This window comes from Pseudomonas sp. TAE6080, from assembly GCF_018732265.1.
Taxonomy (GTDB): Bacteria; Pseudomonadota; Gammaproteobacteria; order Pseudomonadales; family Pseudomonadaceae; genus Aquipseudomonas; species Aquipseudomonas brenneri.
On record NZ_JAHIDY010000061.1, the window covers coordinates 1 to 24,122 of the forward strand.

22 protein-coding genes and 1 pseudogene are annotated in these 24,122 nt (G+C 58.0%); 14 read left to right on the top strand and 9 right to left on the bottom strand.

Annotated elements, in window-relative coordinates; all coding sequences use genetic code 11:
• Window positions 1-85: 85 nt before the first annotated feature.
• Window positions 86-1,597: a nucleobase:cation symporter-2 family protein gene (locus tag KL786_RS27510; protein ID WP_029293981.1), complete on the bottom strand. Its 1,512-nt coding sequence runs from the start codon at window positions 1,595-1,597 to the stop codon at window positions 86-88.
• 172 nt (window positions 1,598-1,769) lie between these two features.
• On the opposite strand from KL786_RS27510, the gene KL786_RS27515 reads away from it, so the two are divergent.
• Entirely contained in the window at window positions 1,770-2,720 is a 951-nt protein-coding gene (locus tag KL786_RS27515; protein WP_065942537.1) for a LysR family transcriptional regulator, read from the top strand.
• A gap of 144 nt (window positions 2,721-2,864) precedes the next feature.
• Window positions 2,865-3,698: a nucleoside-binding protein gene (locus KL786_RS27520; RefSeq protein ID WP_215519578.1), complete on the top strand. Its 834-nt coding sequence runs from the start codon at window positions 2,865-2,867 to the stop codon at window positions 3,696-3,698.
• Here the strand turns inward: KL786_RS27520 and punC are convergent.
• Entirely contained in the window at window positions 3,695-4,879 is a 1,185-nt protein-coding gene (gene punC, locus KL786_RS27525; protein WP_032859332.1) for a purine nucleoside transporter PunC, read from the bottom strand. The genes KL786_RS27520 and punC overlap by 4 nt on opposite strands.
• A 122-nt stretch (window positions 4,880-5,001) precedes the next feature.
• Here punC and punR point away from each other — a divergent pair, with 122 nt between their 5' ends.
• Window positions 5,002-5,919, top strand: a complete 918-nt coding sequence (gene punR / locus KL786_RS27530; RefSeq protein ID WP_215519579.1) for a DNA-binding transcriptional activator PunR — start codon at window positions 5,002-5,004, stop codon at window positions 5,917-5,919.
• On the opposite strand, the gene KL786_RS27535 is transcribed toward punR, so the two are convergent.
• A complete protein-coding gene (locus tag KL786_RS27535) occupies window positions 5,911-7,077 on the bottom strand; it encodes an aspartate aminotransferase family protein (protein ID WP_215519580.1) in 1,167 nt (388 codons plus the stop codon). The two genes, punR and KL786_RS27535, sit on opposite strands and share 9 nt — an antisense overlap.
• A 98-nt stretch (window positions 7,078-7,175) precedes the next feature.
• On the opposite strand from KL786_RS27535, the gene KL786_RS27540 reads away from it, so the two are divergent.
• Complete coding sequence (locus KL786_RS27540; RefSeq protein ID WP_215519581.1) at window positions 7,176-8,081, top strand: LysR family transcriptional regulator; 906 nt, start codon at window positions 7,176-7,178, stop codon at window positions 8,079-8,081.
• Here KL786_RS27540 and KL786_RS27545 read toward each other — a convergent pair.
• The gene (locus tag KL786_RS27545) at window positions 8,078-8,701 is read right to left on the bottom strand and encodes an HAD family hydrolase (RefSeq protein ID WP_215519582.1); all 624 of its coding nucleotides are present in this window, start codon (window positions 8,699-8,701) and stop codon (window positions 8,078-8,080) included. The two genes, KL786_RS27540 and KL786_RS27545, sit on opposite strands and share 4 nt — an antisense overlap.
• Before the next feature lie 211 nt (window positions 8,702-8,912).
• Window positions 8,913-10,106, bottom strand: a complete 1,194-nt coding sequence (fabV, locus tag KL786_RS27550) for an enoyl-ACP reductase FabV (protein WP_032859321.1) — start codon at window positions 10,104-10,106, stop codon at window positions 8,913-8,915.
• Between the two features lie 328 nt (window positions 10,107-10,434).
• On the opposite strand from fabV, the gene ppnN reads away from it, so the two are divergent.
• The 4 genes from ppnN (at window position 10,435) to KL786_RS27570 (ending at window position 13,079) form a co-directional block, all read left to right on the top strand.
• Window positions 10,435-11,808, top strand: coding sequence for a nucleotide 5'-monophosphate nucleosidase PpnN (gene ppnN / locus KL786_RS27555; protein ID WP_032859320.1), 1,374 nt, complete (start codon window positions 10,435-10,437; stop codon window positions 11,806-11,808).
• 175 nt (window positions 11,809-11,983) lie between these two features.
• Window positions 11,984-12,241 (top strand): AbrB/MazE/SpoVT family DNA-binding domain-containing protein, encoded by a 258-nt coding sequence (locus KL786_RS27560; RefSeq protein ID WP_215519583.1) that lies wholly within the window; start codon window positions 11,984-11,986, stop codon window positions 12,239-12,241.
• A complete protein-coding gene (locus tag KL786_RS27565; RefSeq protein ID WP_215519584.1) occupies window positions 12,238-12,633 on the top strand; it encodes a type II toxin-antitoxin system VapC family toxin in 396 nt (131 codons plus the stop codon). The genes KL786_RS27560 and KL786_RS27565 overlap by 4 nt, the downstream gene beginning before the upstream one ends.
• Before the next feature lie 71 nt (window positions 12,634-12,704).
• Complete coding sequence (locus KL786_RS27570; RefSeq protein WP_215519585.1) at window positions 12,705-13,079, top strand: hypothetical protein; 375 nt, start codon at window positions 12,705-12,707, stop codon at window positions 13,077-13,079.
• A gap of 116 nt (window positions 13,080-13,195) precedes the next feature.
• Here the strand turns inward: KL786_RS27570 and mqo are convergent, their stop codons facing one another.
• Both mqo and KL786_RS27580 read right to left on the bottom strand, forming a co-directional pair.
• Window positions 13,196-14,842: a malate dehydrogenase (quinone) gene (mqo, locus tag KL786_RS27575; RefSeq protein WP_065942544.1), complete on the bottom strand. Its 1,647-nt coding sequence runs from the start codon at window positions 14,840-14,842 to the stop codon at window positions 13,196-13,198.
• Window positions 14,843-15,117: 275 nt separating this feature from the next.
• Window positions 15,118-15,744: a TetR/AcrR family transcriptional regulator gene (locus KL786_RS27580; RefSeq protein ID WP_215519586.1), complete on the bottom strand. Its 627-nt coding sequence runs from the start codon at window positions 15,742-15,744 to the stop codon at window positions 15,118-15,120.
• Window positions 15,745-15,853: 109 nt separating this feature from the next.
• On the opposite strand from KL786_RS27580, the gene KL786_RS27585 reads away from it, so the two are divergent.
• From KL786_RS27585 to KL786_RS27605, 5 genes are all read left to right on the top strand, one after another.
• Complete coding sequence (locus KL786_RS27585; RefSeq protein WP_215519587.1) at window positions 15,854-16,924, top strand: sugar phosphate isomerase/epimerase family protein; 1,071 nt, start codon at window positions 15,854-15,856, stop codon at window positions 16,922-16,924.
• The gene (locus tag KL786_RS27590) at window positions 16,921-17,811 is read left to right on the top strand and encodes an alpha/beta fold hydrolase (RefSeq protein WP_215519588.1); all 891 of its coding nucleotides are present in this window, start codon (window positions 16,921-16,923) and stop codon (window positions 17,809-17,811) included. Before KL786_RS27585 ends, KL786_RS27590 begins: the two co-directional genes overlap by 4 nt.
• A 143-nt stretch (window positions 17,812-17,954) precedes the next feature.
• Entirely contained in the window at window positions 17,955-18,503 is a 549-nt protein-coding gene (locus KL786_RS27595; protein ID WP_215519589.1) for a cytochrome b, read from the top strand.
• Between the two features lie 995 nt (window positions 18,504-19,498).
• Entirely contained in the window at window positions 19,499-19,948 is a 450-nt protein-coding gene (locus KL786_RS27600) for a GNAT family N-acetyltransferase (protein WP_215519590.1), read from the top strand.
• Between the two features lie 307 nt (window positions 19,949-20,255).
• Window positions 20,256-20,693 carry an acetyltransferase gene (locus tag KL786_RS27605; protein ID WP_215519591.1) on the top strand — a complete coding sequence of 146 codons (438 nt, stop codon included), beginning with the start codon at window positions 20,256-20,258 and terminating at the stop codon, window positions 20,691-20,693.
• A 1,106-nt stretch (window positions 20,694-21,799) separates the two neighbouring features.
• Here the strand turns inward: KL786_RS27605 and KL786_RS29765 are convergent.
• Together KL786_RS29765 and KL786_RS27615 are read right to left on the bottom strand one after the other, a co-directional pair.
• Window positions 21,800-22,108 (bottom strand): BrnA antitoxin family protein, encoded by a 309-nt coding sequence (locus KL786_RS29765; protein ID WP_149412960.1) that lies wholly within the window; start codon window positions 22,106-22,108, stop codon window positions 21,800-21,802.
• 318 nt (window positions 22,109-22,426) lie between these two features.
• Window positions 22,427-22,890, bottom strand: a pseudogene (locus tag KL786_RS27615) (site-specific integrase); the annotation flags it as partial.
• A gap of 103 nt (window positions 22,891-22,993) precedes the next feature.
• Between KL786_RS27615 and dusA the strand changes: the two are divergent.
• Window positions 22,994-24,004: a tRNA dihydrouridine(20/20a) synthase DusA gene (gene dusA / locus KL786_RS27620; RefSeq protein ID WP_215519593.1), complete on the top strand. Its 1,011-nt coding sequence runs from the start codon at window positions 22,994-22,996 to the stop codon at window positions 24,002-24,004.
• The last annotated feature ends 118 nt before the right edge of the window (window positions 24,005-24,122 follow it).

Consider the following 24,122-nt stretch of genomic DNA (forward strand, 5'->3'; position numbering starts at 1 on the left):
GCTAGCAGCGTGAGAACCGAAAAGAATGTCCGAAATTACTGGACCAGTTCAATCCCGCTCCCACATTTAGTGCGTGGTGTTCAGGCTAAACCTCGCTGGTCTCAGCCCTGCCCGGCGCCGTCGCTTTGTGCTGCGAGTCCGCTACCACCGGTATCTCCTTACCCTCGGCATCGAACAATTTGCCTTTGCTGAAGTAATCCCCATCCCGCAGTGCCGCCACATCCTGGAAGCACAGGCTGCGCTCGGTGCCGGCGACGAACACCGACTGCTGGTCTGAGTTACCGGCGGTGAAGTGGTTGAACGCCAGGTTCAGCAGGATCGCCATGATCGCCGAGGAGCTGATCCCCGAGTGAAAAATGGTGGCGAACCAGCTGGGGAACTGATCGTAGAAGCTTGGCGCGGCAATGGGGATCATGCCGAAACCGATGGAGGTGGCGACGATGATCAGGTTCATGTTGTTGCGGTAATCGACCTTGGACAACGTGCGGATCCCACTGGCCGCCACGGTGCCGAACAACACGATCCCGGCGCCGCCCAGTACCGAGGTCGGTACTGCCGCAATCACCCGGCCCATAAAGGGCAACAGGCCAAGGATCACCAGGAACAGGCCGCCCGTGGCCACCACATAACGACTCTTGACCCCGGTCACCGCCACCAGGCCGACGTTCTGGGCGAAGGCGCTTTGCGTAAACGAGCCGAAGATCGGCGCGAACATGCTCGACAACATGTCCGCACGCAGGCCGTTACCCAGGCGCTTGGAGTCAACCTTGGTGTCGATGATCTCGCCCACCGCGAGGATATCCGCCGAGGTTTCCACCAGGGTCACCATGACCACGATGCACATGGAAAGGATCGCGGCCACATGAAAGGTCGGCATGCCGAAATGGAACGGCGTGGGGAAGCCGATCATCGGGCCTTGGGTCACGGTGGAGAAGTCCGCCATGCCCAGGAACACTGCGATCAGCGTACCAAACACCATCGCCAGCAGAATCGACAGGCGCGAGATAGTGGCGCTGCCCACCTTGCTCAACAACAGCACCAGCACCAGGGTGATGGCCGCCAGGCCAATGTTCGGCATGCTGCCGAAATCCGCGGCACGGCTGTTGCCGCCCATGGCCCAACGGGCGGCGACCGGCATCAGCGTCAGGCCGATGGTGGTAATCACGATCCCGGTCACCAGGGGCGGGAAAAACTTGGTAATTCGCGAAAATATCGGGGTGATCAGCAACCCGATCAGCGACGCGGCCATCACCGCGCCAAGGATCGCCGGCACACCGCCCGCACCATCGCTGCCGACAATCGCCACCATGGTCGCCACGCCAGCAAACGACACCCCTTGCACCAGCGGCAACTGGCAGCCAAAAAACGGCAGGCCCAGGGTTTGCAACAACGTGGCCAGGCCACCGGCAAACAACGACGCCGCGATCAACAGGCCAATATCGGCTGGAGATAACCCGGCCGCCTGGCCAACGATCAACGGCACGGCGACGATGCCGCCGTACATGGTCAGTACATGCTGCAGGCCGTAAGCCATGTTGGCAGCGACGCCAAGATTCTCATCTTCTGGCCGTTGCGGTGACGCCTTCGGGATAGTCATGGTGAGGGGATCTCTGTTTTTGTTGTGCGCTCACTGTATGCAATAGAAAGATTGGATGTCCATAGAGTTGTATACAATCATTTCCACAAGATACCTGCCATCGACGTTACAAAAATCCATTCAGCCGCCCTGCCCCAAGGCTTGAAGCCGTGCCCACAAGGACCTGAAAAAAATGCTCAACCGCACGCTGCGTATCCACTCGGCAGCCATTTGCTACTTCGACATGGTCCGTCGCTGCCATTCGATCCGCGAAGCCGCACGCCGGCTGAACGTGGCATCGTCCGCAGTGAACCGGCAAATTCTCAAGCTTGAAGACGAAGTCGGCGCGCCTCTGTTTGAACGCCTGCCCGGCGGGCTGCGCCTGACCGCTGCAGGGGAAATCCTGACCCGCCATGTGACCCTGGTGCTGCAGGATGTGGAACGGGTGCGCGGCGAACTGGAAGGATTGAACCAAGTGCAGACCGGGCATGTGGAAATCGCCACGGTGGAAGGCGCCACGGTGGAGTTGTTGCCGGCCGTGCTCAAGCGCATGCGCCAGCGCTATCCGGCGGTGACCATCGGTGTGACCGTGCAGGGTTCACAATCGATTCCGGCAGCGGTGATCAACGGCCAGGCGGACCTGGGGCTGGCTTTTGCCCTGCCGCGCAGCGCGGAAACCACGCAACTGTGTGTCGGCCATTTCCGCCTCGGTGCGTTGGTGGCTCCGGGGCACCCACTGGCCTCCCACGCCAGCGTCAGCTACACCCTGTGCGCTGAACACGGGGTGATCCAGGCCAACAGCGAGCTGTCGATCCACCACTTGATCGCCCCGCTGCACAAGCGTTCGCCGGCTGCGCACAAGCCATTGCTGCAAAGCAACTCCATGGAACTGGCGCGGCAGTTGGCGCGTCAGCAGTTGGGGGTGGCGTTCCAGACGCGGATCGGGATCGAGGCCGATTTGGCCAGGGGGGAGTTGCTGCATATCCCCCTGAGTGATCAGGGCGGAATGTTCAGCGACCTGGGGCTGTATGCGCGCAAGGGTCGGGATTTGCCTACGGCAGTCGAGTCGATGGCCCACCTGATCAGCGAGGAAATCGCTTTGCGTGAACGCGAGGAATTACCCTGTACACCGCGCATTTCCTGACCTTCAGGCCAACTTCAGTGCTGCCGATTCGGCAGCGGCCCAGTCGACATTCTGTTCTTTGAGCGTCACCGCGGTTGTGCCGATACTGCGCCCGGCAACCCTTGCACGGCTGCCAAGAGCCAAAACGCCAAAGGAATTAAAACAATGAAAAAGGCACTGCACGGCGCAACCGTATTACTCACCCTCCTCGGCGGCGGGGAGGCTGTCGCGGTGGAATGGATGAACAACAGCGTAGGATTTCGCTACGGGCAACAATTCACCAATCCGAACAACCCCGACGACTTCAGCAAACGCATCTACAGCTTCACCCACGCCAGCGGCTACCAGTACGGCAGTAACTTCCTCAACCTCGACGTGTTCCTGTCCGACAGCCGCGACCCGCGCAAGGGCACCGATCACGGCGGCAGTGAAGTGTATGCGGTCTATCGGCACCAGCTGTATGCGTCACGGGTATTTGACCAGCCGCTGGGCACGGGGCTGATCAAGGATTACGCGCTGACCCTGGGGTTCGACGCCAACCGCAACAACAACCTGGCCTCGGCGAAAAAGCGCGCCTTGGTGATCGGGCCGACCCTGAAGTTCAACACGGTCGGGGTGCTGGACCTGAGCCTGATGTACTACAAGGAAAACAACCATTCCGGCATCCCTGGGGCGAAGGATCCGAACCACACCTTCGACGACACCTACATGCTCAACCTGACCTGGATGCGCCCGTTCGAGATCGGCAACCATGGCGCAAAATTCCAGGGGTTCATCAACCATGTCGGTGACAAGGGCCACGACTACAACAGCCGCGACACTGCGGCCGAGACCCTGATGCGCACCGCGCTGATGGTCGCGGTGCGGCCAGGCAAAAGCGTCAAGCCCAACCTGTACCTGGGCGTGGGCTACGAATACTGGCATAACAAGTTCGGGGTGGATGGCGGCCGTGGCAGCCGCACCTCGACGCCAACCGTGAACATGGAAGTGACGTTTTAAGCCGCCGCCAGCTCCGACTCATCCGACTTGGGCCGCGCCAGCCAATACCCCAACACCGCCAGCGGCGCGGTCGCCAGCATCACGATTGCGGTGATCTGCAAGGGCTCCTCGATCAGCGACGACACCAGCAGGCTGGCGACGAAGCACAAGCCCAGTTGCAGGGTGTTTTGCAGCGCGGCAGCCTTGCCGGAGTTTTCCGAAAAGGGCATCAGCGCATTCGCCACCACAATCGGGTAGCTGGCGCCGTTGACCAGGGCCATCAGGCAGAACGGAATCAGCAAGGTGGTCAGTGTCGGCACCGTCAGGGTCGCCACCAGATACAGCGCCACCATGCTGATGCAGTACGCCACCAGCAACCAGGGCAACAGGACTTTGCCCTGGAACCGTTGCAAGGCACTGCGGCAACTGTAGCCACCCACCAGAAACGCCAGGGTCGGCAGGACATAGCTCAGGCCAATGTCATTGGGGCTGTAACCCATGCCACCGAGAATAAACGGCGATGCCGTCAGCCAGGCGAAGAAACTGGCGGAGCACGCGGCGAAGATCATCACGTTGCCGGTGAACACCCGCGACTTGAACAGTTGCCCGTAGCCCAGCCGGGCTTTTTCGCCGTCGCCAGCCAGGCGTTTGGGCATGGACTTGAGCAACAGCGTTGGCACCAGCAATAACAGCGAGACGCCCAGCAATACGGCGAAGATCGCCTGCCAGCCCCAGTGATTCAACACCACCGCACCCAACAGCGGCGCCAGCGCCGGCGACAGGGACATCAGCGGCATGATGCTGGCAAAGACCCGGTGCGCCTTGTCGGCCGGGTATCGGTCAATCACCAGCGCCTGCCAACTGACAGCGGCGCTGCACACCCCGATCGACTGCACAAACCGCAACGCCAGCAGTTGCGGCGCGGTCTCGACCCAGAACATCCCCAGGCAGCCGAGCACAAACAGACTCAGGCCGGCCAGCAGGATTGGCTTGCGCCCCAGGCGGTCAGACAGCGGCCCCCAGAGCAGTTGCCCCACGGCAAAACCGGCGAGGAAGATGCTCAGACTGGCACCCACCGCACCGGGTGAAATCTGCAGGTGTTCGCCCATGGCGCCGAACGCGGGCAAGTACATATCCATGGCCAGGTAGCCGAGCATGCTCAGCCCCGCCAGGTACCAGGTGAAACCAAAAGAGTTTTTCATTGAAGCCTTGTAGGTCCTGCCATCAAACAATTTGCTGACTGACGCCTATTATGAAGCTGACAGTCGCCCTGTGAAGCGATAATAATTGGACACTCTTATCAATATTTTTGAAGGCAGCGCCCATGTGGTCCGAATATTCCCTGGATGTGGTGGATGCGGTGGCGCGTCACGGCAGCTTCAGCGCCGCCGCCCAGGAACTGCACCGCGTGCCCTCGGCCATCAGCTACACAGTACGACAGATCGAGGAATGGTTGGCGGTGCCGTTGTTTATCCGCCGCCACCGTGATGTGGAACTGACACCTGCCGGCCGCCTGTTTATCGACGAAGCCCGCGGCGTGATGAAAACCATGCTCGGTACCCGCCGGCTGTGCCAGCAGGTGGCCAATGGCTGGAGCGGCCAGCTGAAAGTGGCGGTGGATTCCATCGTCAAGCAACAGCGGTGCCGGCAACTGGTACTGGATTTCTATCGCCAGTTCCCGGAAGTGGAATTGTTGCTGGAATACGAGGTGTACAACGGGGTGTGGGACGCCCTGGCGGACGAGCGCACCGACATCGTGATCGGCGCCACCAGCGCGGTGCCGGTGGCCAGCCACTTTACGTTTCGCGACATGGGGCTGTTGAACTGGCTGTGCGTGGTCAGCGCCCGGCATCCGCTGGCGCAGGTCGAAGGTTTGCTCAGTGACGATCAACTGCGGCCCTTTGCATCACTCTGCATGACCGATACCTCGCGCAACCTGCCCAAGCGCGATACCTGGACCCTGGACAACCAGCGACGCCTGGTAGTCCCCAACTGGGCATCGGCCATGGATTGCCTGCAAGACGGGCTGTGCGTCGGCATGGTTCCGGCGCACCTGGTGCAACCGCTGATCGACAGCGGCGAACTGGCCGCCCTGCAACTGTCCCGGCCCTTCCCGGCCAGCCCGTCCTGCGTGGCCTGGGCGCAGAACAAACTGTCCCCGGCCATGAGCTGGCTGCTGGAATACCTGGGGGATAGCCAGACGATGAACCAAGAGTGGCTGAACGGGCCAGGTTTACAGTAACCGCGCGATGCCCCGCACGATCATCTCAACTTCCTTGCTATCCAGGGTCAGGGGCGGGAGCAGGCGAATGACCTTGCCCCGCGTGACATTGAGCAACAAACCCTGCTCCCGTGCGGCCCGCTCGGCCAGGTCGCGTTGCGGCGTGGCCAGTTCAATGCCGATCATCAAGCCGCGCCCACGGATCGCCAGCACTTGCGGATGCTCGCTCAATTCCACCCGTAGCCGCGCCAGCAGCCGCTCGCCTTGACGGGCAGCGTTCTCCAGCAAGCCTTGCTCCTCAATGATATCCAACACCGTACAACCCACACGGCACGCCAGTGGGTTGCCGCCAAAGGTGCTGCCGTGGCTGCCGGGGGTGAAGAGCTTGGCCACCGCGGCACGCGCCAGGCAGGCGCCAATCGGAATACCGTTGCCCAGGCCTTTGGCCAGAGTCATGACGTCCGGGACAATGCCCTCCTGCTGGAAGGCAAACCAGGTGCCGGTACGGCCAATGCCGGTCTGGATCTCATCGAGCATCAATAACCAACCGTGCTGGCTACAGTGCGCACGCAAGGCTTTCAGGTAGCCCGGCGGGGCGAGTTGCACGCCACTTTCGCCCTGGATCGGCTCCAGCAACACTGCAACGACCCTGGGGCCGAACTCACGGGTCACCGCCTCCAATGCCGCCAGGTCACCAAAGCCAATCTTGATGAAATCCCCCGGCAAACGCTGGAACCCCAGGCGCACTGATGGCCCGTCACTGGCGGCCATGGTGCCCAGGGTGCGGCCGTGGAAGGCGTTCTCCATGACCACCACCAGCGGCTGCTCTATGCCTTTTTTCCAGCCATGCAGGCGCGCCAGTTTCAACGCGGTTTCATTGGCTTCGGCGCCGGAGTTGTTGAAGAACGCCTGATCCAGGCCCGACAACTGGGTCAACCGTTGCGCCAGGCGTTGCTGCCAGTCGATGCCGTACAAGTTGGAGGTATGCAGCAGCAACCCGGCCTGCTCGCTGATTGCGGTCACCAGCCGTGGGTGGGAGTGACCGACATTGGTCACGGCGACCCCGGCCACGGCGTCGAGGTACTCACGGCCTTGCTGGTCCCACAGGCGTGTGCCCAGGCCACGGGTAAAACTCAGGGCCAGGGGTTGATAGGTAGTCATCAGGCAAGCGGCGGTCATGGCATCGGGCTCCATCGGGGTCTGGGCCTTAGTATCGTTAGCCACTCAAGCTGGATAAACTGCACATATCTGCAATGACTTTGAACCAAGGGTTGATAATGGATCTGTTCCAGGCAATGACCGTCTACGTCAAAGTGGTGGAGGCCGGCAGCATGACTGCGGCAGCCCAGGCCTGTGGACTGTCGACCACCATGGTTGGCAATCACCTGCGTGCCCTGGAACAGCGCCTCGGCGTCAGCCTGCTCAAGCGCACCACCCGCAAGCAAAGCCTGACCGAGTTCGGCGGCCTTTATTACCAGCGCTGCCTGGAGGTGCTGGGGCTGGTGGCCAACTCCGAGCAGTTGGCTGAGCAAGTCCATACCGAGGCACCACAAGGGCTGCTGCGCATCACCGCCCCGCCGGCGTTTGGTGCCGAGCGCCTGGCACCGGCGCTCAGTGAGTTTTCCCGGCGCTATCCACAGATCCAGCTGTACGTGGTGTTGAGCAATCAAGCCATGGACCTGATCGACAGCGGCTTCGACGTGGCAATCCGCCTGGGTGAGCTGCAACCTTCCAGCCTGATCGCCCGGCCGTTGCAGGACTACACCATGACCCTGTGCGCCTCGCCGCAATACCTCACGCGCCGGGGTACGCCCCGGCAGCCCATGGATTTGCAGGACCATGACTGCCTGGCGTTCGCCTACCCTTCGACCGATGACTGGCGCAACGCCGACAAACTCTGGCGCCTGCGGGGGCCCGAGGGTGAAGTTGAAGTCGCCGTGTCCGGCCCAATGACCATCAACAGTTCCCAGGCCCTGCACCGTGCCGCCGTCGAAGGCATGGGCATCGTGATGCTGCCCGACGCCCTGGTCGGCGCCGATCTGCTGGCGGGCCGGCTGGTGGCGCTGCTGCCAAGCTATCAGTCACCTTCGCGCTCGATGCACCTTCTATATGCGCAGGACCGCTATCGCCTGCCCAAGCTACGGGCGTTTGTCGACTTCGTGATTGAACAATGGGCGCGCTAGAAACTCAGCCCCAGGCCCTGTAGTTCGCGGCGGGTCTGCTCGGGTGATACGTGATGAATGCCACGCCAGCCCAGGGCACTGGCGGCATTGGCGTTTTCGGCCACATCGTCGATAAACACCACTTGCTCAGGCTTGATGTCCGGCAAATCAGCACGCACCTGATCGAGGCTCGCACGGTAGATCGCCGGGTCAGGCTTGATCAACTTGACCTCGCCGGACACCACGATATTGCGAAAGTATTTCAGGAATGGATAGTTGGCGCGGGCATAGGGGAAGGTTTCAGCCGACCAGTTGGTCAGGCCAAATAGCGGTACTTTGGCTTCATGTAAATCTTCAAGTATCGCCACGCCACCTGCGAGCGGGCCGCGCAGCATTTCATGCCAGCGCTCGTAATACGCCTGGATCAACACCTCATGTTGCGGGTGTTTGGCGATCAGGGTGCGGGTGGCCTCGGCCAGGGTGCGCCCAGCGTCCTGTTCAGTATTCCAGGCCTGGGTGCAGATATTGTCGAGGAACCATTGCCGCTCCTCGTCACCGGTAATCAGTTTGCGATACAGGTGCTGCGGGCTCCAATCAAACAGGACACCGCCGAAATCAAAAACTACTGCACGAATCGTCATGGAGATCCTCCGTTAGCTCAGTGTGATAACGGATGCAGTCTGGCACAGCGAGGTTACGAATGGACCAACGAGGGACGGTAGGACGGTTCGTAAATGTGAGCATTTTTGTAGGAGCCGGCTTGCCGGCGAAAATCTTCAATGATCACGCGGGGTGCCTGGCACCCCGCGTTGTTCTCAGGTTTTTCGCCGGCAAGCCGGCTCCTACAGGGGGTTAAGCCTGGACCAGACCTTCGATCTTCACGGTCGGATTGACGTCGGCTTCATAATCCACGCCATCGATCTCAAAACCGAACAGGCGCAGGAACTCGGCCTTGTAGCCGGCAAAATCGCTGATCTCGTTGACGTTGTCATCGGTGACCTGGTTCCACAGCGCCGCGACGGCGTCCTGGACCTTCGGCTCCAGCTCAGCCAGGTCGGCACGCAGGCGGCCATCGGCGTCCAGCTTAGGCTCGCTGCCGTACAGACTGTCCTTGAACAGGCCGTAGACCTGCTCGATGCAGCCTTCGTGGGTGCCCTGCTCTTTCATCACTTTGAACAGCAGCGACAAGTACAGCGGCATGATCGGGATCGCCGAACTGGCCTGGGTGACCACGGCCTTGAGCACCGATACACGGGCATCGCCCTTGAGTGCCGCGAGGTTGTCGCGCAAGGTCAGGACTTTCTTGTCGAGGTCTTTCTTGGCCTCGCCGATGGAGCCGTTCCAGTAGATATCCTGGGTCAGCTTTTCACCCAGGTAGGTGAACGCAGTGGTCTTGGCGCCTTCGGCCAATACGTCGGCGTCGCGCAGGGCGTCGATCCACAGCTGCCAGTCTTCGCCACCCATCACTTTGACGGTACCGTCGATTTCTTCCTGGGTTGCCGGCTCCAGCGTGGTGTCGACCACAACGCCCTTGTCGGTGTTGATCCCGCGCAGGGTCACAGCCTTGCCGATCGGCTTGAGGGTAGAGTTATGCACTACGCCTTGCGGGTCGGTGCGGCGTGGCGCGGCCAGGCTGTAGACCACCAGGTCGATCTTGCCCAGGTCTTTCTTGATGGTTTCGATGGTCAGGCGCTTGATCTCGTCAGAGAACGCATCGCCATTGATGCTCTTGGCGTACAGGCCTTTTTGCGCGGCAAACTTGTGAAAAGCGGCGCTGTTGTACCAGCCGGCAGAGCTGAGCTTGCCTTCTTCGCCTTCTTTTTCAAAAAACACGCCGAGGGTATCGGCGCCACAGCCAAAAGCGGCACTGATACGCGCTGCCAGGCCATAGCCGGTGGACGCTCCGAGCACCAGGACTTTCTTCGGGCCGCCTTCGATGGCACCGTGTTCGGTCACGTAGTCGATCTGCTCTTTGACGTTCGCTTCGCAGCCAACAGGGTGAGCGGTCACACAGATAAAGCCACGAACCCGCGGTTTGATGATCATAAAATTTCTGCCTCTTCCAAGGTGCCGATGGCCAATGGTGGCCATTACGGCGTCAATCGTACTGGTCTATGACGTCCGAAAAACCGAAGCGTCACGATAGTCGCAATTCTTCTGTTCTCAAAATCCAATCCACAGCGGGGAAAGGCACTATATTTTCCCGACATGCACGCAGATTCAGCACATTCTGCGGCATGATGAGGCCGGACGGAGTTTGCGTCCTGCCTGTAGGGCAGGGAAAATGCCCGTCCTGTGCGACCGTATTCGGCGCTCGTCATCCTCATGCCACTGGCTATTCATCGCCCGGTGGCTGCGCTTTCAGGGAATAAGAATGCCTCAACGCCAAGTCATCAATGCCTCCGTCAGCCCCAAGGGCAGCCTCGAAACGCTGTCGCAACGGGAAGTCCAGCAACTGAGCGAAGCCGGCTCCGGCAGCATCTATACACTTTTCCGCCAGTGCGCCCTGGCAATCCTCAACACCGGCGCCCATATCGACAACGCCAAGACCATCCTCGACGCCTACAAGGACTTTGAGGTGCGCATCCATCAACAGGATCGTGGCGTGCGCCTGGAACTGTTGAACGCACCGGCTGACGCGTTCGTGGATGGCGAAATGATCGCCAGTACCCGCGAGATGCTGTTCAGCGCCCTGCGCGACATCGTCTATACCGAGAACGAACTGGACAGCCAGCGCATCGACCTGAGCACCTCCCAGGGCATCACCGACTACGTGTTCCACCTGCTGCGCAACGCGCGTACGCTGCGGCCCGGAGTCGAGCCGAAGATCGTGGTGTGCTGGGGCGGGCACTCGATCAATACCGAAGAATACAAATACACCAAGAAAGTCGGGCATGAACTGGGCCTGCGCAGCCTTGATGTATGTACCGGTTGCGGCCCTGGCGTGATGAAAGGTCCGATGAAGGGTGCGACCATTTCCCACGCCAAACAACGTATCACCGGCGGGCGCTACCTGGGCCTTACCGAGCCCGGCATCATCGCCGCCGAAGCACCAAACCCGATCGTCAACGAACTGGTGATCCTGCCGGATATCGAAAAACGCCTGGAAGCCTTTGTGCGCGTAGGCCATGGCATCATCATCTTCCCAGGCGGCGCGGGCACGGCCGAAGAGTTCCTGTACCTGCTGGGTATCCTGATGCATCCGGACAACCGCGACGTGCCGTTCCCGGTGATCCTCACCGGGCCAAAACAGGCCGCGCCGTACCTGCAACAACTGCATGCGTTTGTCGGCGCGACCCTGGGCGAGGCGGCCCAGGCCCACTACCAGATCATCATCGACAACCCCGCTGAAGTCGCGCGACAGATGACTGCCGGTTTAAAAGCCGTGAAACAGTTCCGCCGCGAGCGCAACGACGCCTTCCACTTCAACTGGCTGCTGAAAATCGACGAAGGCTTCCAGCGCCCGTTCGACCCGACCCACGAAAACATGGCCAGCCTGCAACTGAGCCACGCGCTGCCGCCCCATGAGCTGGCAGCCAACCTGCGCCGGGCGTTCTCCGGGATCGTGGCGGGTAACGTCAAGGACAAAGGCATCCGCCTGATCGAGCAGAACGGTCCGTATGAAATCCACGGTGACCTGGCCATCATGAAGCCGCTGGATGAGTTGCTGAAGGCATTTGTGGAGCAGCACCGGATGAAATTGCCCGGTGGGGCCGCGTATGTGCCGTGCTATCGCGTGGTGCAGTAACAGGCAAACTGCCAGGTCATATGTTGTAGCGCTTTAAGGGTCTTTTTACAGGTGTCGTTGGCAGGAATCCGGACTAGGTTTTATCTATTCCGACCCACCGACACCTAAAGAGCGACCTATGGACCAACGGATCTTGTCTTCCATCATTCCTTACCCTAGGGTAAGGAGTATCCCGATGGAGATCTTCATTATGGCCACCGCCACACTCACCTCAAAAGGGCAAATCACTATCCCCGTTCAAGTTCGGACCGCATTGGGCCTGGACACTGGAGACCGGGTGGAGTTTGTCGAAATGGAAGATGGCAAGTTTGCCATCATCGCCGCCAACCATAGCGTCCAGGACCTCAAGGGCCTGATCCGCAAACCCGCCAAGGCCGTCAGCATTGAACAGATGAATCAGGCAATCGCTGCGCAGGGAGCAAAAGCGCGATGATTGGCCTGGATACCAATGTGCTGGTGCGCTATGTCACCCAGGATGATCCGGCTCAATCAGCCAAGGCCTCGGACCTGATCGAATCCCTGACCGTTGCTGCGCCGGGTTTCGTCAGCCTGGTTGCGGTGGTGGAGTTGGTGTGGGTATTACAAAGCTGCTACCAATGCACCAAGACGCAAGTAGTGGCGGTTCTGGAAACCCTGCTGCGCACCCGTGAGCTGATCATCGAACATGCCGCAGTCATCTGGCAGGCCGTGCGCCGCTTTACCACGAACAAGGCTGATTTCGCCGACTGCCTGATTGAACGCTGTGCCCACGCTGCCGGGTGCGAATACACCGCCACCTTTGATATCGACGCCGCAAAGGCCACCGGCATGCAACGCCTGGGCTGAACCCTGGCGTTGCTGCAATGCACCTGCTTTGGTAAACCTATGTTCCACCGCCTCTTGAGAGACCGCCCAACGTGCGCACGCTTCTGCTCGCAACCCTGCTCCTGACACCCACCCTGGCCCTGGCGCAAACCATCGCCTGGCCCGACCTGCCCGAGAGCTGTTTTGTCAGCGGGCGGTCTGCCACCAACGACGATGTCGACAATGGTTGTGCGGCATTTCTGATCAATGTGAAAGGCAAGGCGGCAGGTACACCGATCAAGATGGATATTCCCCAATACGCCCTGCACGTCGAAGCGGGTACAGGCAAGGAGACACCCGTGATCATCATCCAGGCGGAACAGAATGGTGAGATCAAGGCGGTGGGGTACAAGGAACTGGGTACCGAGCAACTGGGGGCGGCGTTGCTCAAGGAAGTGCGGCTGTTGGGAACAAAAAAACCGAGCTAGAGCCCAACCCTAAACCTCTTCGATAAAAAGCCGCAATCAAAAAACCCGCTGACCGTTACCGGTTCAGCGGGTTTTCAAGTGTCGACTCAATCCTGTTTCAGGACCTGGTCAACCGCTTACAGCGCGATATCAGCCGCAGGCTTGCTCGGCTCGGCAGCAGGCTTGGCAGCCTCGGTCGCTTGCGGAGCGGGCATTGCAGGAATGGCAGGCGGAGGCGTCAGTTGCAGAACCTTGGCGGTGTAGGCCCATTCTTGCGCAACACGCTCAGGGCTGCCGTTCAGCTTGGTGCCATAGCTAGGCACGATCTGCTTCAGTTTTTCCTGCCAGGCCGGGGTGGCGACCTTGTCCTTGAACACTTTTTCCAGCACGGTCAGCATGATCGGTGCTGCAGTGGACGCACCTGGCGATGCACCCAACAGGCCGGCGATGGTGTTGTCGGCGGAGCTGACCACTTCGGTACCGAGTTTCAGGACGCCGCCCTGCTCTTCGTCACGCTTGATGATCTGCACACGCTGACCGGCTTGCCACAGGCGCCAGTCTTCTTTCTTGGCGTTCGGGAAGTACTCTTGCAGCGCCTTGAAGCGGTCGTCATCCGACTGCATCAGTTGGCCGGCGAGGTACTCGACCAGTGGGTATTCGCGGATACCGACTTTAGTCATTGGCCAGATGTTGTGGGTGGTGGTGCTGGTCAGCAGGTCCAGGTACGAGCCTTCTTTCAGGAACTTGGTGGAGAAGGTCGCGAATGGGCCAAACAGGATCACGCGCTTGCCATCCAGCACACGGGTGTCCAGGTGCGGAACCGACATCGGTGGCGAACCCACCGAAGCCTTGCCGTAGGCCTTGGCCAGATGCTGCTCGGCAATCGTTGGGTTCTCGGTTACCAGGAACGAGCCGCCAACCGGGAAGCCTGCATATTCCTTGCCTTCAGGAATACCCGACTTTTGCAGCAAGTGCAGGGCACCGCCGCCCGCGCCGATGAACACGAACTTGGCGTCGGTCTCGGTCTTGGTGCCATCTTTCAGGTTTTTGTAGCTGACGCGCCACGAACCGTCGGCGTTCTTGGTGATGTCCTGCACTTCGCTCGACAGCTTCAGATCAAACTTCGGCGTGGTCTGCAGGTGAGCAACGAACTGGCGGGTAATCTCGCCAAAGTTCACATCGGTACCGATCGGAGACCAGGTAGCCGCGATTTTCTGGCTCGGGTCACGCCCTTCCATCATCAACGGAACCCATTTCTTGATCTGGACCGGATCTTCGGAGTATTCCATGCCGGCAAACAACGGGCTTGCCTGCAATGCTTCGTAACGCTTCTTCAGGAACTTGATGTTGTCATCGCCCCACACAAAACTCATGTGCGGAGTGGAATTGATGAACGAGCGCGGGTTCTTCAGAACGCCTTGCTGAACCTGCCACGACCAGAACTGGCGGGAGATCTGGAATGCTTCGTTGATCTCGACCGCTTTCGGGATCTCAACGGTGCCGTCCTTGTTTTCCGGGGTGTAGTTCAACTCAGCCAGGGCCGAGTGACCGGTACCGGCGTTGTTCCAACCGTTGGAGCTTTCTTCGGCGACGCCGTCCAGGCGCTCGACCATCTCCATCGACCATTGCGGCTCCAGCTCATTGAGCCAGACACCCAGGGTCGCACTCATGATGCCGCCGCCGATCAGCAGTACATCAACTTTCTTTGCCTCTTCCGCCTGGACGGAAGTAATCCCCATCGACAAAGCCAGCCCCAGCAGGGCAGTGTTCACTTTTTTAAACATCGTAGCACCTATGATAAAACGCCTTCCGCCCTACCGCCCTCAACCTTCCGGCAACCGTGGTTCACAAAACATCAGGCAATGTTTTGCTGGTTCCCGTACTCGCAAGAGCTGCAGGGTGGGCACACAAGGCCGACGTATCGACCTCACTTTTATGTCCCTTCTGCGCTGACTTCTTATCATTATTGGCTTCAGCTACCTCGGCGACAGCTACCCTGCCGGTACGCATTCGGGAGTGCGTACCAGAGAGAGAATAGACCAAGATGGCGCGCAGAATATCATGGTCCGGCTGGATCGGGCGTCTGTTCTGGACTTGGCGGTCGTGTTGGTAACTGGCTCAGCGCCACCTCAACAGACTGGCGAAGACGCTCAGGCGTAACACCATCCCTCGCCTGGATGGAAATACCGTGCAAAAAGGTCGCATAAAAGTCCCCCAGCGCCTGCACGTCGACATCCTCGCCAAGCTCGCCGCGTTCCTGTCCGTATTGCAATCTGTCGATAATCGACTGGGTACGTTGCCGGCGGTGCTCACGCAGCCATTGCTGAACCTCGGCACCGTCCGGGCTGGTGCTGCTTGCGGCACTCACCACCAGGCAACCGCCGGGACGACCCGATTGCGTGTATGTGCTGATGGCATTGTCCAACATGCCCCTGATCGCGCTTCTCAGGTCTGCCTGCGCCAGCGCATAGTCGGCAAAGCCACCCTCGCCACTTTCATATAAAGCCACCGCCTCACGGAACAGCGCCTGCTTGCTGCCAAAAGCGGCGTAAATCCTCGCCGAGGCAATGCCCAGCGCCTCCACCAGCGCCGACATGCTGGTGCCCTCGTACCCTTGCTCCCAGAACAACAACATGGCGCGCTGCAATGCCGCTTCCCTATCAAATTCGCGCGGACGTCCGGCCATTAATTGCTTACCTGTGGGTGTGATTTCATCACTTTAACTCATATCGAGTTGACGGTAATGAATGGACAGGCCTATTCTTTGTTGATCGACAAACAATAGGAACAATCTGATGCGTACGCTTAAAGGACCTAGTTTGCACCTGGCGCAATTCAGCGCCGCCGAGCCGCCTTTCAATAGCCTGGAGAACATCGCCCAGTGGGCCAGGACACAAGGTTTCAAGGCGCTGCAGATTCCGGCCTGGGACAGCCGATTCTTCAATGTCGAACTGGCTGCGCAAAGCCAAGCGTACTGCGATGACATCAAGGGCATGCTCGGCGACCATGGCCTGCAGATCAGTGAACTGACCAGCCACATTTTTGGCCAACTGGTGGCGGTTCATCCTGCCTACGACGCCTTGTGGGACGCCTCCATTCCAGCGCCACTGCGGGGCAAGCCCCAGGCCCGTACCGAGTGGGCGATCGAACGCATGAAATTGACCATTACGGCCTCGCAAAGGTTTGGCCTTGAAGACCTGGGCACGTTTTCCGGCTCTCTCGCCTGGCCCTATCTGTTCCCCTTCCCGCAACGCCCGGAAGGTCTTATCGATGCCGCATTCGATGAGTTGGCCCGACGCTGGCGACCGCTCCTGGACCTTGCTGACGAAAAAAGCGTCAACCTCTGCTACGAAATCCACCCCAGCGAAGACCTCCACGACGGCACCAGTTTCGAGCGCTTCTACGAACGGGTTGACCAGCATCCGCGCTGCCGAATCCTGTTCGACCCCAGCCATTTCGTATTGCAACAACTGGACTACTTGAGCTACCTCGACATTTACCAGTCGTTCATCCGCATGTTTCACGTCAAGGACGCCGAGTTCAACGCCACCGGCCGCCAGGGTATCTACGGCGGATACAGCGACTGGGCCGACCGTGCCGGACGCTTCCGCTCACTGGGTGACGGTCAGGTGGATTTCAAAGGCATTTTCTCCAAGCTGGCCCAATACGACTATCCAGGCTGGGCCACGCTGGAATGGGAGTGCTGCTTGAAAAACCAGGAGGACGGAGCCCGCGAAGGCGTCGAGTTTATCAATCGACACATCATTGAAGTCACCAACCGGGCCTTTGACGACTTCGCCGGTGCACCGGTCGATCAGCGGCAGATCCAGGCTATGCTCGGCCTGCAGCACGAGGCAAGACCATGAGCGCGCACACCGCCACATCGCTGCGTACGGGCGACGATTTCACACATCACTATGTGCGAATCGATGGCAAGAAAATCCACTGCGTCATGGCCGGAACTGGGGAGCCAGTGTTGCTGATCCCGGGCTGGCCACAAACCTGGTATGCCTTCCGCCATATCATGCAAGCCCTCGCACTTCGGGGCTTCCAGGCCATTGCTGTCGACCCGCCCGGCCTTGGCAACTCAGACCGGCCTGCACTGGGCTTCGACACCGGTAATATTGCCGACGTGCTCCATCGGACGATGCTGGGCCTCGGGATCCCACGCTATCACCTGGTCGGGCACGATGTCGGCATGTGGGTAGCCTATGCCCTGGCAAGCGACCAGCCACACGCCGTGCGCACACTGACCGTAACCGAAGCCGTCATACCCGGCCTGGCCCCACCGCCACCGATTTTTGTCGCGCCGGAACACAACATCTTCCTGTGGCACTTCCTCTTCAACCAGATCCAAGACCTGCCCGAAGCCCTCATCACCGGACGGGAGGAGACGTACCTCAACTTCATGTTCGACCGCTGGTCATTCCACCGCGACGCCGTTGCCTCCGACGTCTACATTCGCGCCTACTCGACACCCGGCGGCTTGCGTGCGGGATTCGACTATTACCGCGCGATTCCCGAAACAATCCGGCAAAACACCGAGCGCGCTACCCGCATGCTGGAAATTCCAGTACTGGCTATCGGAGCTGAACATGCCACCAACGATGCGCCACTGATGACACTCCAGGGGCGCGCAACTGACCTGCGCGGGGCGATCATCACGAATTGTGGGCATTTTGTGATGGAGGAGGCACCGGAGGCTTTTTTGGAGCACTTGCTCGGCTTTTTGCTGGCGCATCCTGAAGGCTGAGACTTCGTACCAGACGAGTAACAGGGCAACGTAGGGAAATTCAGAAATCAGAAAAACCGATGGGAATCATCGAGTTTTTATGGTTTTCCGACAGGCCCAATTGTCGATAATCGCGTCTTCTCAAAAGGGAGGCGCATATCCAGATGACTGAGGCAAAAAGCTATACGGCCACGGCAAAGTGGCTGCACTGGGGCATGGCACTCATCTGGATTGTCGCCTGGGGCGTGGGGATCGTGGCCGTTCACTGGCGCGATGAATTCAACCCGCAGCATCAACTCACCTTCTTACACAAGGCGATGGCCAGCACGCTGCTATTCCTTATCGTCCTGCGCATCGCCTGGCGCCTGACCCATGCAGCACCCGCGATGCCCGATACGATGACGCCACTGGTCAAACGTGCGGCGTTCATCGGCCATCTGCTGCTGTACATCGTAGCGCTAGTTGGATTGCCGATATCCGGCTGGTACTGGAGTTCGGTCGCCGACAAACCCATCCTGGTTGCGGGATTATTCTTGCTGCCGCCGCTGGTGGAGCCAGATAAAAGCCTCTATGACCTGGCAAAGGCGATCCATACCTACAGTGCATGGTTATGCGGAGTCCTGGTGGGTGGGCACATGGTAGTGGCGCTGAAACATCACTTTATTGACAAGGACGAGGTGCTAGTCGGGATGTTGCCTGGGCGTGTCGACTGATGTGGGAAGTCTCGCAATACCCGACATCAACGGGGCCACTCCGTTCCTGATAAACGGATCCCCCTTCGCCGCCCCATCCAGATACCTCAATGCCTCTACAAATTACGTCACCACCACTTTCTCGCCGTTTTTCGGTTGCACCTAGGATGGACTGGAACAACTAATACTATAGGCCACGTATTCCTTGACCTACAGAGCAAACCTGAAACCTACGTACCACTTTCGTACCAACACTACTTCCACGCAGTGACGCCCTGCTCCTCACGACAGACGGTAATCGGCCAAAAGCGGTCGTTCAACATGGTTGGCCAACACCCGTCTCACTCGAGACGTTTTCCCTGAGCATCGAATTGTGAGCACAATACTCAATACGCTGACGCATGATAAGATCTTACGAAGTCAAACAGAGAAACCGTAAGAGCTCGAACAACATGCTGATACTTTTTAAAGGGGAAACCCAAGGTTTAAAAATTGCACCTCGCTGGCCATCCTCGAAAGTATTAATTGAAAAAAATGTATTTCTTAAGTTGCTTGAAGTCCAGTCAAAGCTCCCATCATCCGTCAAACTACTGCTCGTTCGCGGATATGAAAATAAAAGTAGCAGGCTTGGTACGTTCAGGCACATATCAAGATGGCTAGGCATCAAGCTATTTTGCACATGCTACCCAAGTCGAAAGAGCGAAGTGGGTGATATATTTGGCTCCAATGGGCATGACGTGGATGGCTCTCATGTAGATGTGTCGATCCTTCTGAATGGAAAAAGACTGCGATTTCTGCCTTTGGGAGTCTTTACATCGTTGAGTCTTCAGCATATTAGAGCGGAGGAGCACATCACTATTATTAAACATGTCAAAGGAGCACTTGAGCAGTGCGGCTTCAGAATTCACCATAACCAAACAGAGAGCATGCAAATCCATTGTGACTTTAATGGGTAAGCTGGGAGCTCTTCTATTCCGCAGAAAAATGCTCTGCCAATCTTAACTCAAGGACAAGTAGTGAATACTGAACTTAAAATTGCGCCAAAGAACTCGCAAGAAATTTTAACCACTATGCCGGTCGAATACTTACATGAACTTGGTGTAAATACAGCGTATCCGTACCGTCCACTTTACTGGGAGGAAACTGAAAGGCACCTCTATTTTATTCTTGCGAATGGCAAGGTTGCTGGATTTGCCCTTGTGAGAACATTGAGCGATGCGCCCTTATTTGAGATGGCCGAATTTTTTGTAACGAAACCGTATCGCGGCAACTCAATCGGAAGAGAGGCGGTGCGTATACTCTTTAAATTACACGCAGGTGCCTGGCGAGTTTCAACCATGGTTGACAACATAAATGGGCTAAAATTTTGGCGGGCGGTCGTACCAGCGGATACCCCTGTTAGTCGCATCGAAGAGCCGGGCGAAGACTCTTATGTACTGTTGTTATTCAACACTGCCAAACGCTAAATTATCTCGCCGTATACCACCCAACCACAGTTGATTTCATCAGCACCATTTTTGTACCCCTCGTCCTGTAGAAGCCTCTCCTTAGCACCTGAATTGAGTGCGCGGGCACTTGACGCCTCTCAAGCGCGCGTTTTCTTGACACATCGAAAAACACAAAGTATTTTTCACTTCCCCTCCTTTTCGGCTACCTCTGCCGTGCACCGCCCAGGCGTTAACTCGCGAATCGGTCATACAGATGCCGACACTTACACGGCCGCTATTTACTGGCGCGCCTATATTTAGATATCAAGTGTATAAGGTTGATTTCATGATCATTCGTCAGGCCAATGCTGCCGACTACCCGCAACTGCTCGACATTTGGCTGCGATCCGTTCGCGCTACTCACCACTTCCTTCAAGAGTCCGACATAGACGCTCTGCTTCCGCAGCTTCGCGACGTCTATCTACCCGTCGTTGATGTATGGATTGCGGTAGACGAGAAACACTGTCCGCTTGGCTTTATTGGACTCAATCAAAGCCACGTAGAAATGCTCTTCATTGATCCTGATCTTCGCGGCCAAGGTATAGGCCGTGCGCTACTGAATCACGCCCGCAGTTCGAGCTATACGATGAGTGTTGACGTAAACGAGCAAAATCCCCAGGCGGTAGGCTTCTATCTCCATTACGGATTCGTTCAAACAGGTCGCTCTCCTTTGGATGGTGAAGGCAGGCCGTTCCCGCTGCTACACATGAACTTATCCAGCTAAGAGCACGATGAAAAGTCGGCCCTACAGAGTTGCGTAGGGCCGCCCCATAGGTAGCGAAACCAGCCCCCAGGACTAGAAAGAACCCGCGCGTTCTTTTGTAGCAAGTGCCTGTAGCTCCAATCCCGACATCCACTGCCAACGCCAACATCTGACGCTGTATGGGTGAGAGTGCGAGCGCGTGAACGTAAAGGTTGTGAGTGCTGCGCAATGCAGCACGCATCCTCAAAAGCGCCTCGCCCTAGGCATCTTTCGCGTTTTCATGTTGACCCACGGGAATGAGGTTAGGAGGGTTAGTTTTTTGCTGGGAGCCCTGAAAGCCTTGTCAATTATGGCTTTTCGAAGATTTGGCAAGGTTAGCTTTTCGGTTAGGTCTGGTTATTTCCTAACCTTTATTAGTGTTAAATATTCAATATAATAATCTCTTTAAAAACAGCATGTTACATATTCACAACCTTCAACCTAACCTTACCTAACCTATCAAAGTTAGGGCTCAAGCCCAACAAACACGGGCCTTCCAACCCAAATATCCCCCTCAAAAAAAAACTAACCTTTTTCCCGAGGTACCTACTGAATTCAGCCATCCGTGCGTGCTTATAAGCGTTGCGCAAAACATCCACCCTCGCAGGGTTCCCCTGGGTTCTGCCCCCTCCAAAACACCAAGCAAGCGCCCAGCCTGAGCCGGTGAGAGTGGTCCGCAGGGGCGCAGGGGCGCAGAAAAAACGACCCATTTAGCCCGCAGGCGAGGTGGGGGGACGACGGCGCGCGCCAGGTGCTGAAGCACGTCACTGCCCCAGATCTGTAGCACGTCAGCCCCCGCCCCTTCAGCCCGTGGAGCGCCAACTCCCCAAGACCTCGCGACCGCCCCAGCAAATGCCAGCACCGGCAGAGCCTCATACACCTGAAAGCCCCGTGTTTACTGGTCCGAACAGCCTTTAAAGCTTGCTGTGACACTCTGCCAATGCTATGTTTTACTGGGGTTTTTCACGTCATTGCAGGACAGAACTTCATCGTTCTGGACAGGATTTCTCCTGTGGGAAAAGCCAATCCCCAGACAGCAAAAAGCCGCCTCATGGGCGGCTTTTTGTTTCGGCGATGAACTCGGGTGACTATGCCTTCAATTCATCTGGCGTATGTGTCTTGAGCCAGTCAGCCAGGGCAGCGTTCATTCGCGTTTGCCAGCCAGGCCCAGAGGCCCTGAATTGTTCCAGCACCTCAGGATCAAAACGAACATTGACGTGTTCTTTAGTGGCTGTCGACTTTGGCCGACCACGCTTTGGTTTGAGCATTTCCTTTGCCTGAGCCTTGCCAAACAGCCCCGCCAACACGTCGCTGGCTGGCTTGGCCTTGGCAAAGTCCTTGGCCGACCATTCAGGGTTTGCCGTATCGACCATCTCAGGATTGAGTTTCTTGGTCATAGCTTTTGACCTCCCGTTTGTTGGCTTTACGAAAACTGATGACGTGAACCGCATCGCCCGATACCGGCACTCTCCGTAGTCGAAGCGATCATCTTCCACGATCAAGGCCGTAGACCATTCAAAGTCCCGCACTTGGGCAAATGGGAGTCCACGTTCTTCAACGTTGCGAGCGTCTTTGGCTGGGTCATAAGTAATCTGCATTAAATTATTGTACCCACAATAAAGAGCCCTCACAAGGGTTGGACATAACGATCATCGTTAACTATGGCTGGAGGATTTGATAGGTGGGAACCAGAGGGCCATAAACTCAACCACGCCGTAACACCAGGCATCTCTGGCAATCGCCAGAACAGCGCCGAGGTGCGCCAGGTCGTTGCCAGCGGTTTGTAGCTGAACCCCGCCACCCTCTCGGCTCATTCGCCAGAGGGCGAAGTCGACCAGGCATTGGGTGGTGACGTCAGTATCGTTGAGCTTGCCGATATCCATCTTGTCGATGGCTTCAAGCGTGGCCTTCTTGGTTTTGCCCAACGGCCGGGCCTTTTCCACTTCCAGCAGGTACTGCTCGATCATTTCTTTGACGGTGACGCCCTGCCGGCTCGCCCTTTCTATCGCGCCAAGCTCATCAAGCTCCGACTCACGCTTACGCTCCAAGTCTGGGCTGCCTGTTTCCGGGCGAAGGTCTGGCTCTCTTGGTAGACTTGCACTCCGTCGCGCTTGATGCGGATCTGAGCCGTATAGCTCACAGTCCCATCCGCCAGTTTTCTTGCCCTGATAGTCGCCATATCGAAAGTGGTACGCGTCAGTTTTGAGGTGGTACATCGTACCACCGAGCCCTGAAAAACGCCTGAAAACGCCCTAAAACACGCCAAGAACACGTTGAGTAAAATGCTAGATAAACAGAGCTTTAGCCCAGCAGAATCAAGCCCCGCACTGTCTCGGCGCTTTAGCGTTGCACCTATGATGGATTGGACCGACCGCCACTGCCGCTACTTCCTGCGCCTACTCTCCAAAAATGCCCTGCTCTACACCGAAATGGTCACCACCGGCGCAATCCTGCACGGCGACCACGAACGCTTCCTGCGCCACAACGAAGCCGAGCACCCGTTAGCGTTGCAACTAGGCGGTAGTGTTCCAGCAGATTTAGCCGCCTGCGCTCGCATGGCCCAGGAGGCAGGCTACGACGAAGTGAACCTGAACGTCGGCTGCCCCAGCGACCGGGTACAGAACAATATGATCGGCGCGTGCCTGATGGGCCACCCGGCCCTGGTGGCTGATTGTGTGAAAGCGATGCGTGATGCGGTGTCGATTCCAGTTACGGTGAAGCATCGCATCGGGATCAATGGCCGGGACAGTTATGCTCATCTGTGTGATTTTGTCGGGCAGGTGAAGGACGCGGGCTGTACCAGTTTTACCGTGCATGCGCGGATTGCGATTCTGGAGGGGTTGTCACCCAAGGAGAATCGGGATATTCCGCCATTGCGTTATGACGTGGCGGCGCAGTTGAAGCGCGACTTTGCCGAGTTGGAGATTGTTCTCAATGGCGGGATCAAGACACTGGAGCAATGCAAAGAGCATTTGCAGGTGTTTGATGGGGTAATGCTGGGGCGTGAGGCGTATCACAATCCGTATTTGCTCGCAGAGGTGGATCAGAGCTTGTTTGGCAGTGCGACGCCGGTGATCAGCCGGGCCGAGGCGTTGGCGCAGTTGCGGCCTTATATCGCTGAGCATTTGGCCAATGGTGGGGCGATGCATCACATTACGCGGCATGTGCTGGGTTTGGGTACTGGGTTTCCGGGGGCGCGCAAGTTTCGGCAGTTGTTGTCGGTGGACATTCATAAAGCGACCGACCCGTTGGCTTTGTTGGATCAGGCTGGAGCGTTGCTGGAAGGCCGCTGACCGGGCGGCTCGTAAAATGGGTGAGGGTCGCGGGAAAGTCCCGTGAACTTACCCACCGTCACGTAAAGTGTAGAAACTCAGACTTCATCTGACAGTTACCGGATTTGAGGTCGTGACT

What these genes read in the sequence shown, in the direction of transcription:
- KL786_RS27510 (WP_029293981.1), bottom strand. Translation starts at nt 1,597, where the DNA reads ATGACTATCCCGAAGGCGTCACCGCAACGGCCAGAAGATGAGAATCTT.
- KL786_RS27515 (WP_065942537.1), top strand. Translation starts at nt 1,770, where the DNA reads ATGCTCAACCGCACGCTGCGTATCCACTCGGCAGCCATTTGCTACTTC.
- KL786_RS27520 (WP_215519578.1), top strand. Translation starts at nt 2,865, where the DNA reads ATGAAAAAGGCACTGCACGGCGCAACCGTATTACTCACCCTCCTCGGC.
- punC (WP_032859332.1), bottom strand. Translation starts at nt 4,879, where the DNA reads ATGAAAAACTCTTTTGGTTTCACCTGGTACCTGGCGGGGCTGAGCATG.
- punR (WP_215519579.1), top strand. Translation starts at nt 5,002, where the DNA reads ATGTGGTCCGAATATTCCCTGGATGTGGTGGATGCGGTGGCGCGTCAC.
- KL786_RS27535 (WP_215519580.1), bottom strand. Translation starts at nt 7,077, where the DNA reads ATGACCGCCGCTTGCCTGATGACTACCTATCAACCCCTGGCCCTGAGT.
- KL786_RS27540 (WP_215519581.1), top strand. Translation starts at nt 7,176, where the DNA reads ATGGATCTGTTCCAGGCAATGACCGTCTACGTCAAAGTGGTGGAGGCC.
- KL786_RS27545 (WP_215519582.1), bottom strand. Translation starts at nt 8,701, where the DNA reads ATGACGATTCGTGCAGTAGTTTTTGATTTCGGCGGTGTCCTGTTTGAT.
- fabV (WP_032859321.1), bottom strand. Translation starts at nt 10,106, where the DNA reads ATGATCATCAAACCGCGGGTTCGTGGCTTTATCTGTGTGACCGCTCAC.
- ppnN (WP_032859320.1), top strand. Translation starts at nt 10,435, where the DNA reads ATGCCTCAACGCCAAGTCATCAATGCCTCCGTCAGCCCCAAGGGCAGC.
- KL786_RS27560 (WP_215519583.1), top strand. Translation starts at nt 11,984, where the DNA reads ATGGAGATCTTCATTATGGCCACCGCCACACTCACCTCAAAAGGGCAA.
- KL786_RS27565 (WP_215519584.1), top strand. Translation starts at nt 12,238, where the DNA reads ATGATTGGCCTGGATACCAATGTGCTGGTGCGCTATGTCACCCAGGAT.
- mqo (WP_065942544.1), bottom strand. Translation starts at nt 14,842, where the DNA reads ATGTTTAAAAAAGTGAACACTGCCCTGCTGGGGCTGGCTTTGTCGATG.
- KL786_RS27580 (WP_215519586.1), bottom strand. Translation starts at nt 15,744, where the DNA reads ATGGCCGGACGTCCGCGCGAATTTGATAGGGAAGCGGCATTGCAGCGC.
- KL786_RS27585 (WP_215519587.1), top strand. Translation starts at nt 15,854, where the DNA reads ATGCGTACGCTTAAAGGACCTAGTTTGCACCTGGCGCAATTCAGCGCC.
- KL786_RS27590 (WP_215519588.1), top strand. Translation starts at nt 16,921, where the DNA reads ATGAGCGCGCACACCGCCACATCGCTGCGTACGGGCGACGATTTCACA.
- KL786_RS27595 (WP_215519589.1), top strand. Translation starts at nt 17,955, where the DNA reads ATGACTGAGGCAAAAAGCTATACGGCCACGGCAAAGTGGCTGCACTGG.
- KL786_RS27605 (WP_215519591.1), top strand. Translation starts at nt 20,256, where the DNA reads ATGATCATTCGTCAGGCCAATGCTGCCGACTACCCGCAACTGCTCGAC.
- KL786_RS29765 (WP_149412960.1), bottom strand. Translation starts at nt 22,108, where the DNA reads ATGACCAAGAAACTCAATCCTGAGATGGTCGATACGGCAAACCCTGAA.
- dusA (WP_215519593.1), top strand. Translation starts at nt 22,994, where the DNA reads ATGCTAGATAAACAGAGCTTTAGCCCAGCAGAATCAAGCCCCGCACTG.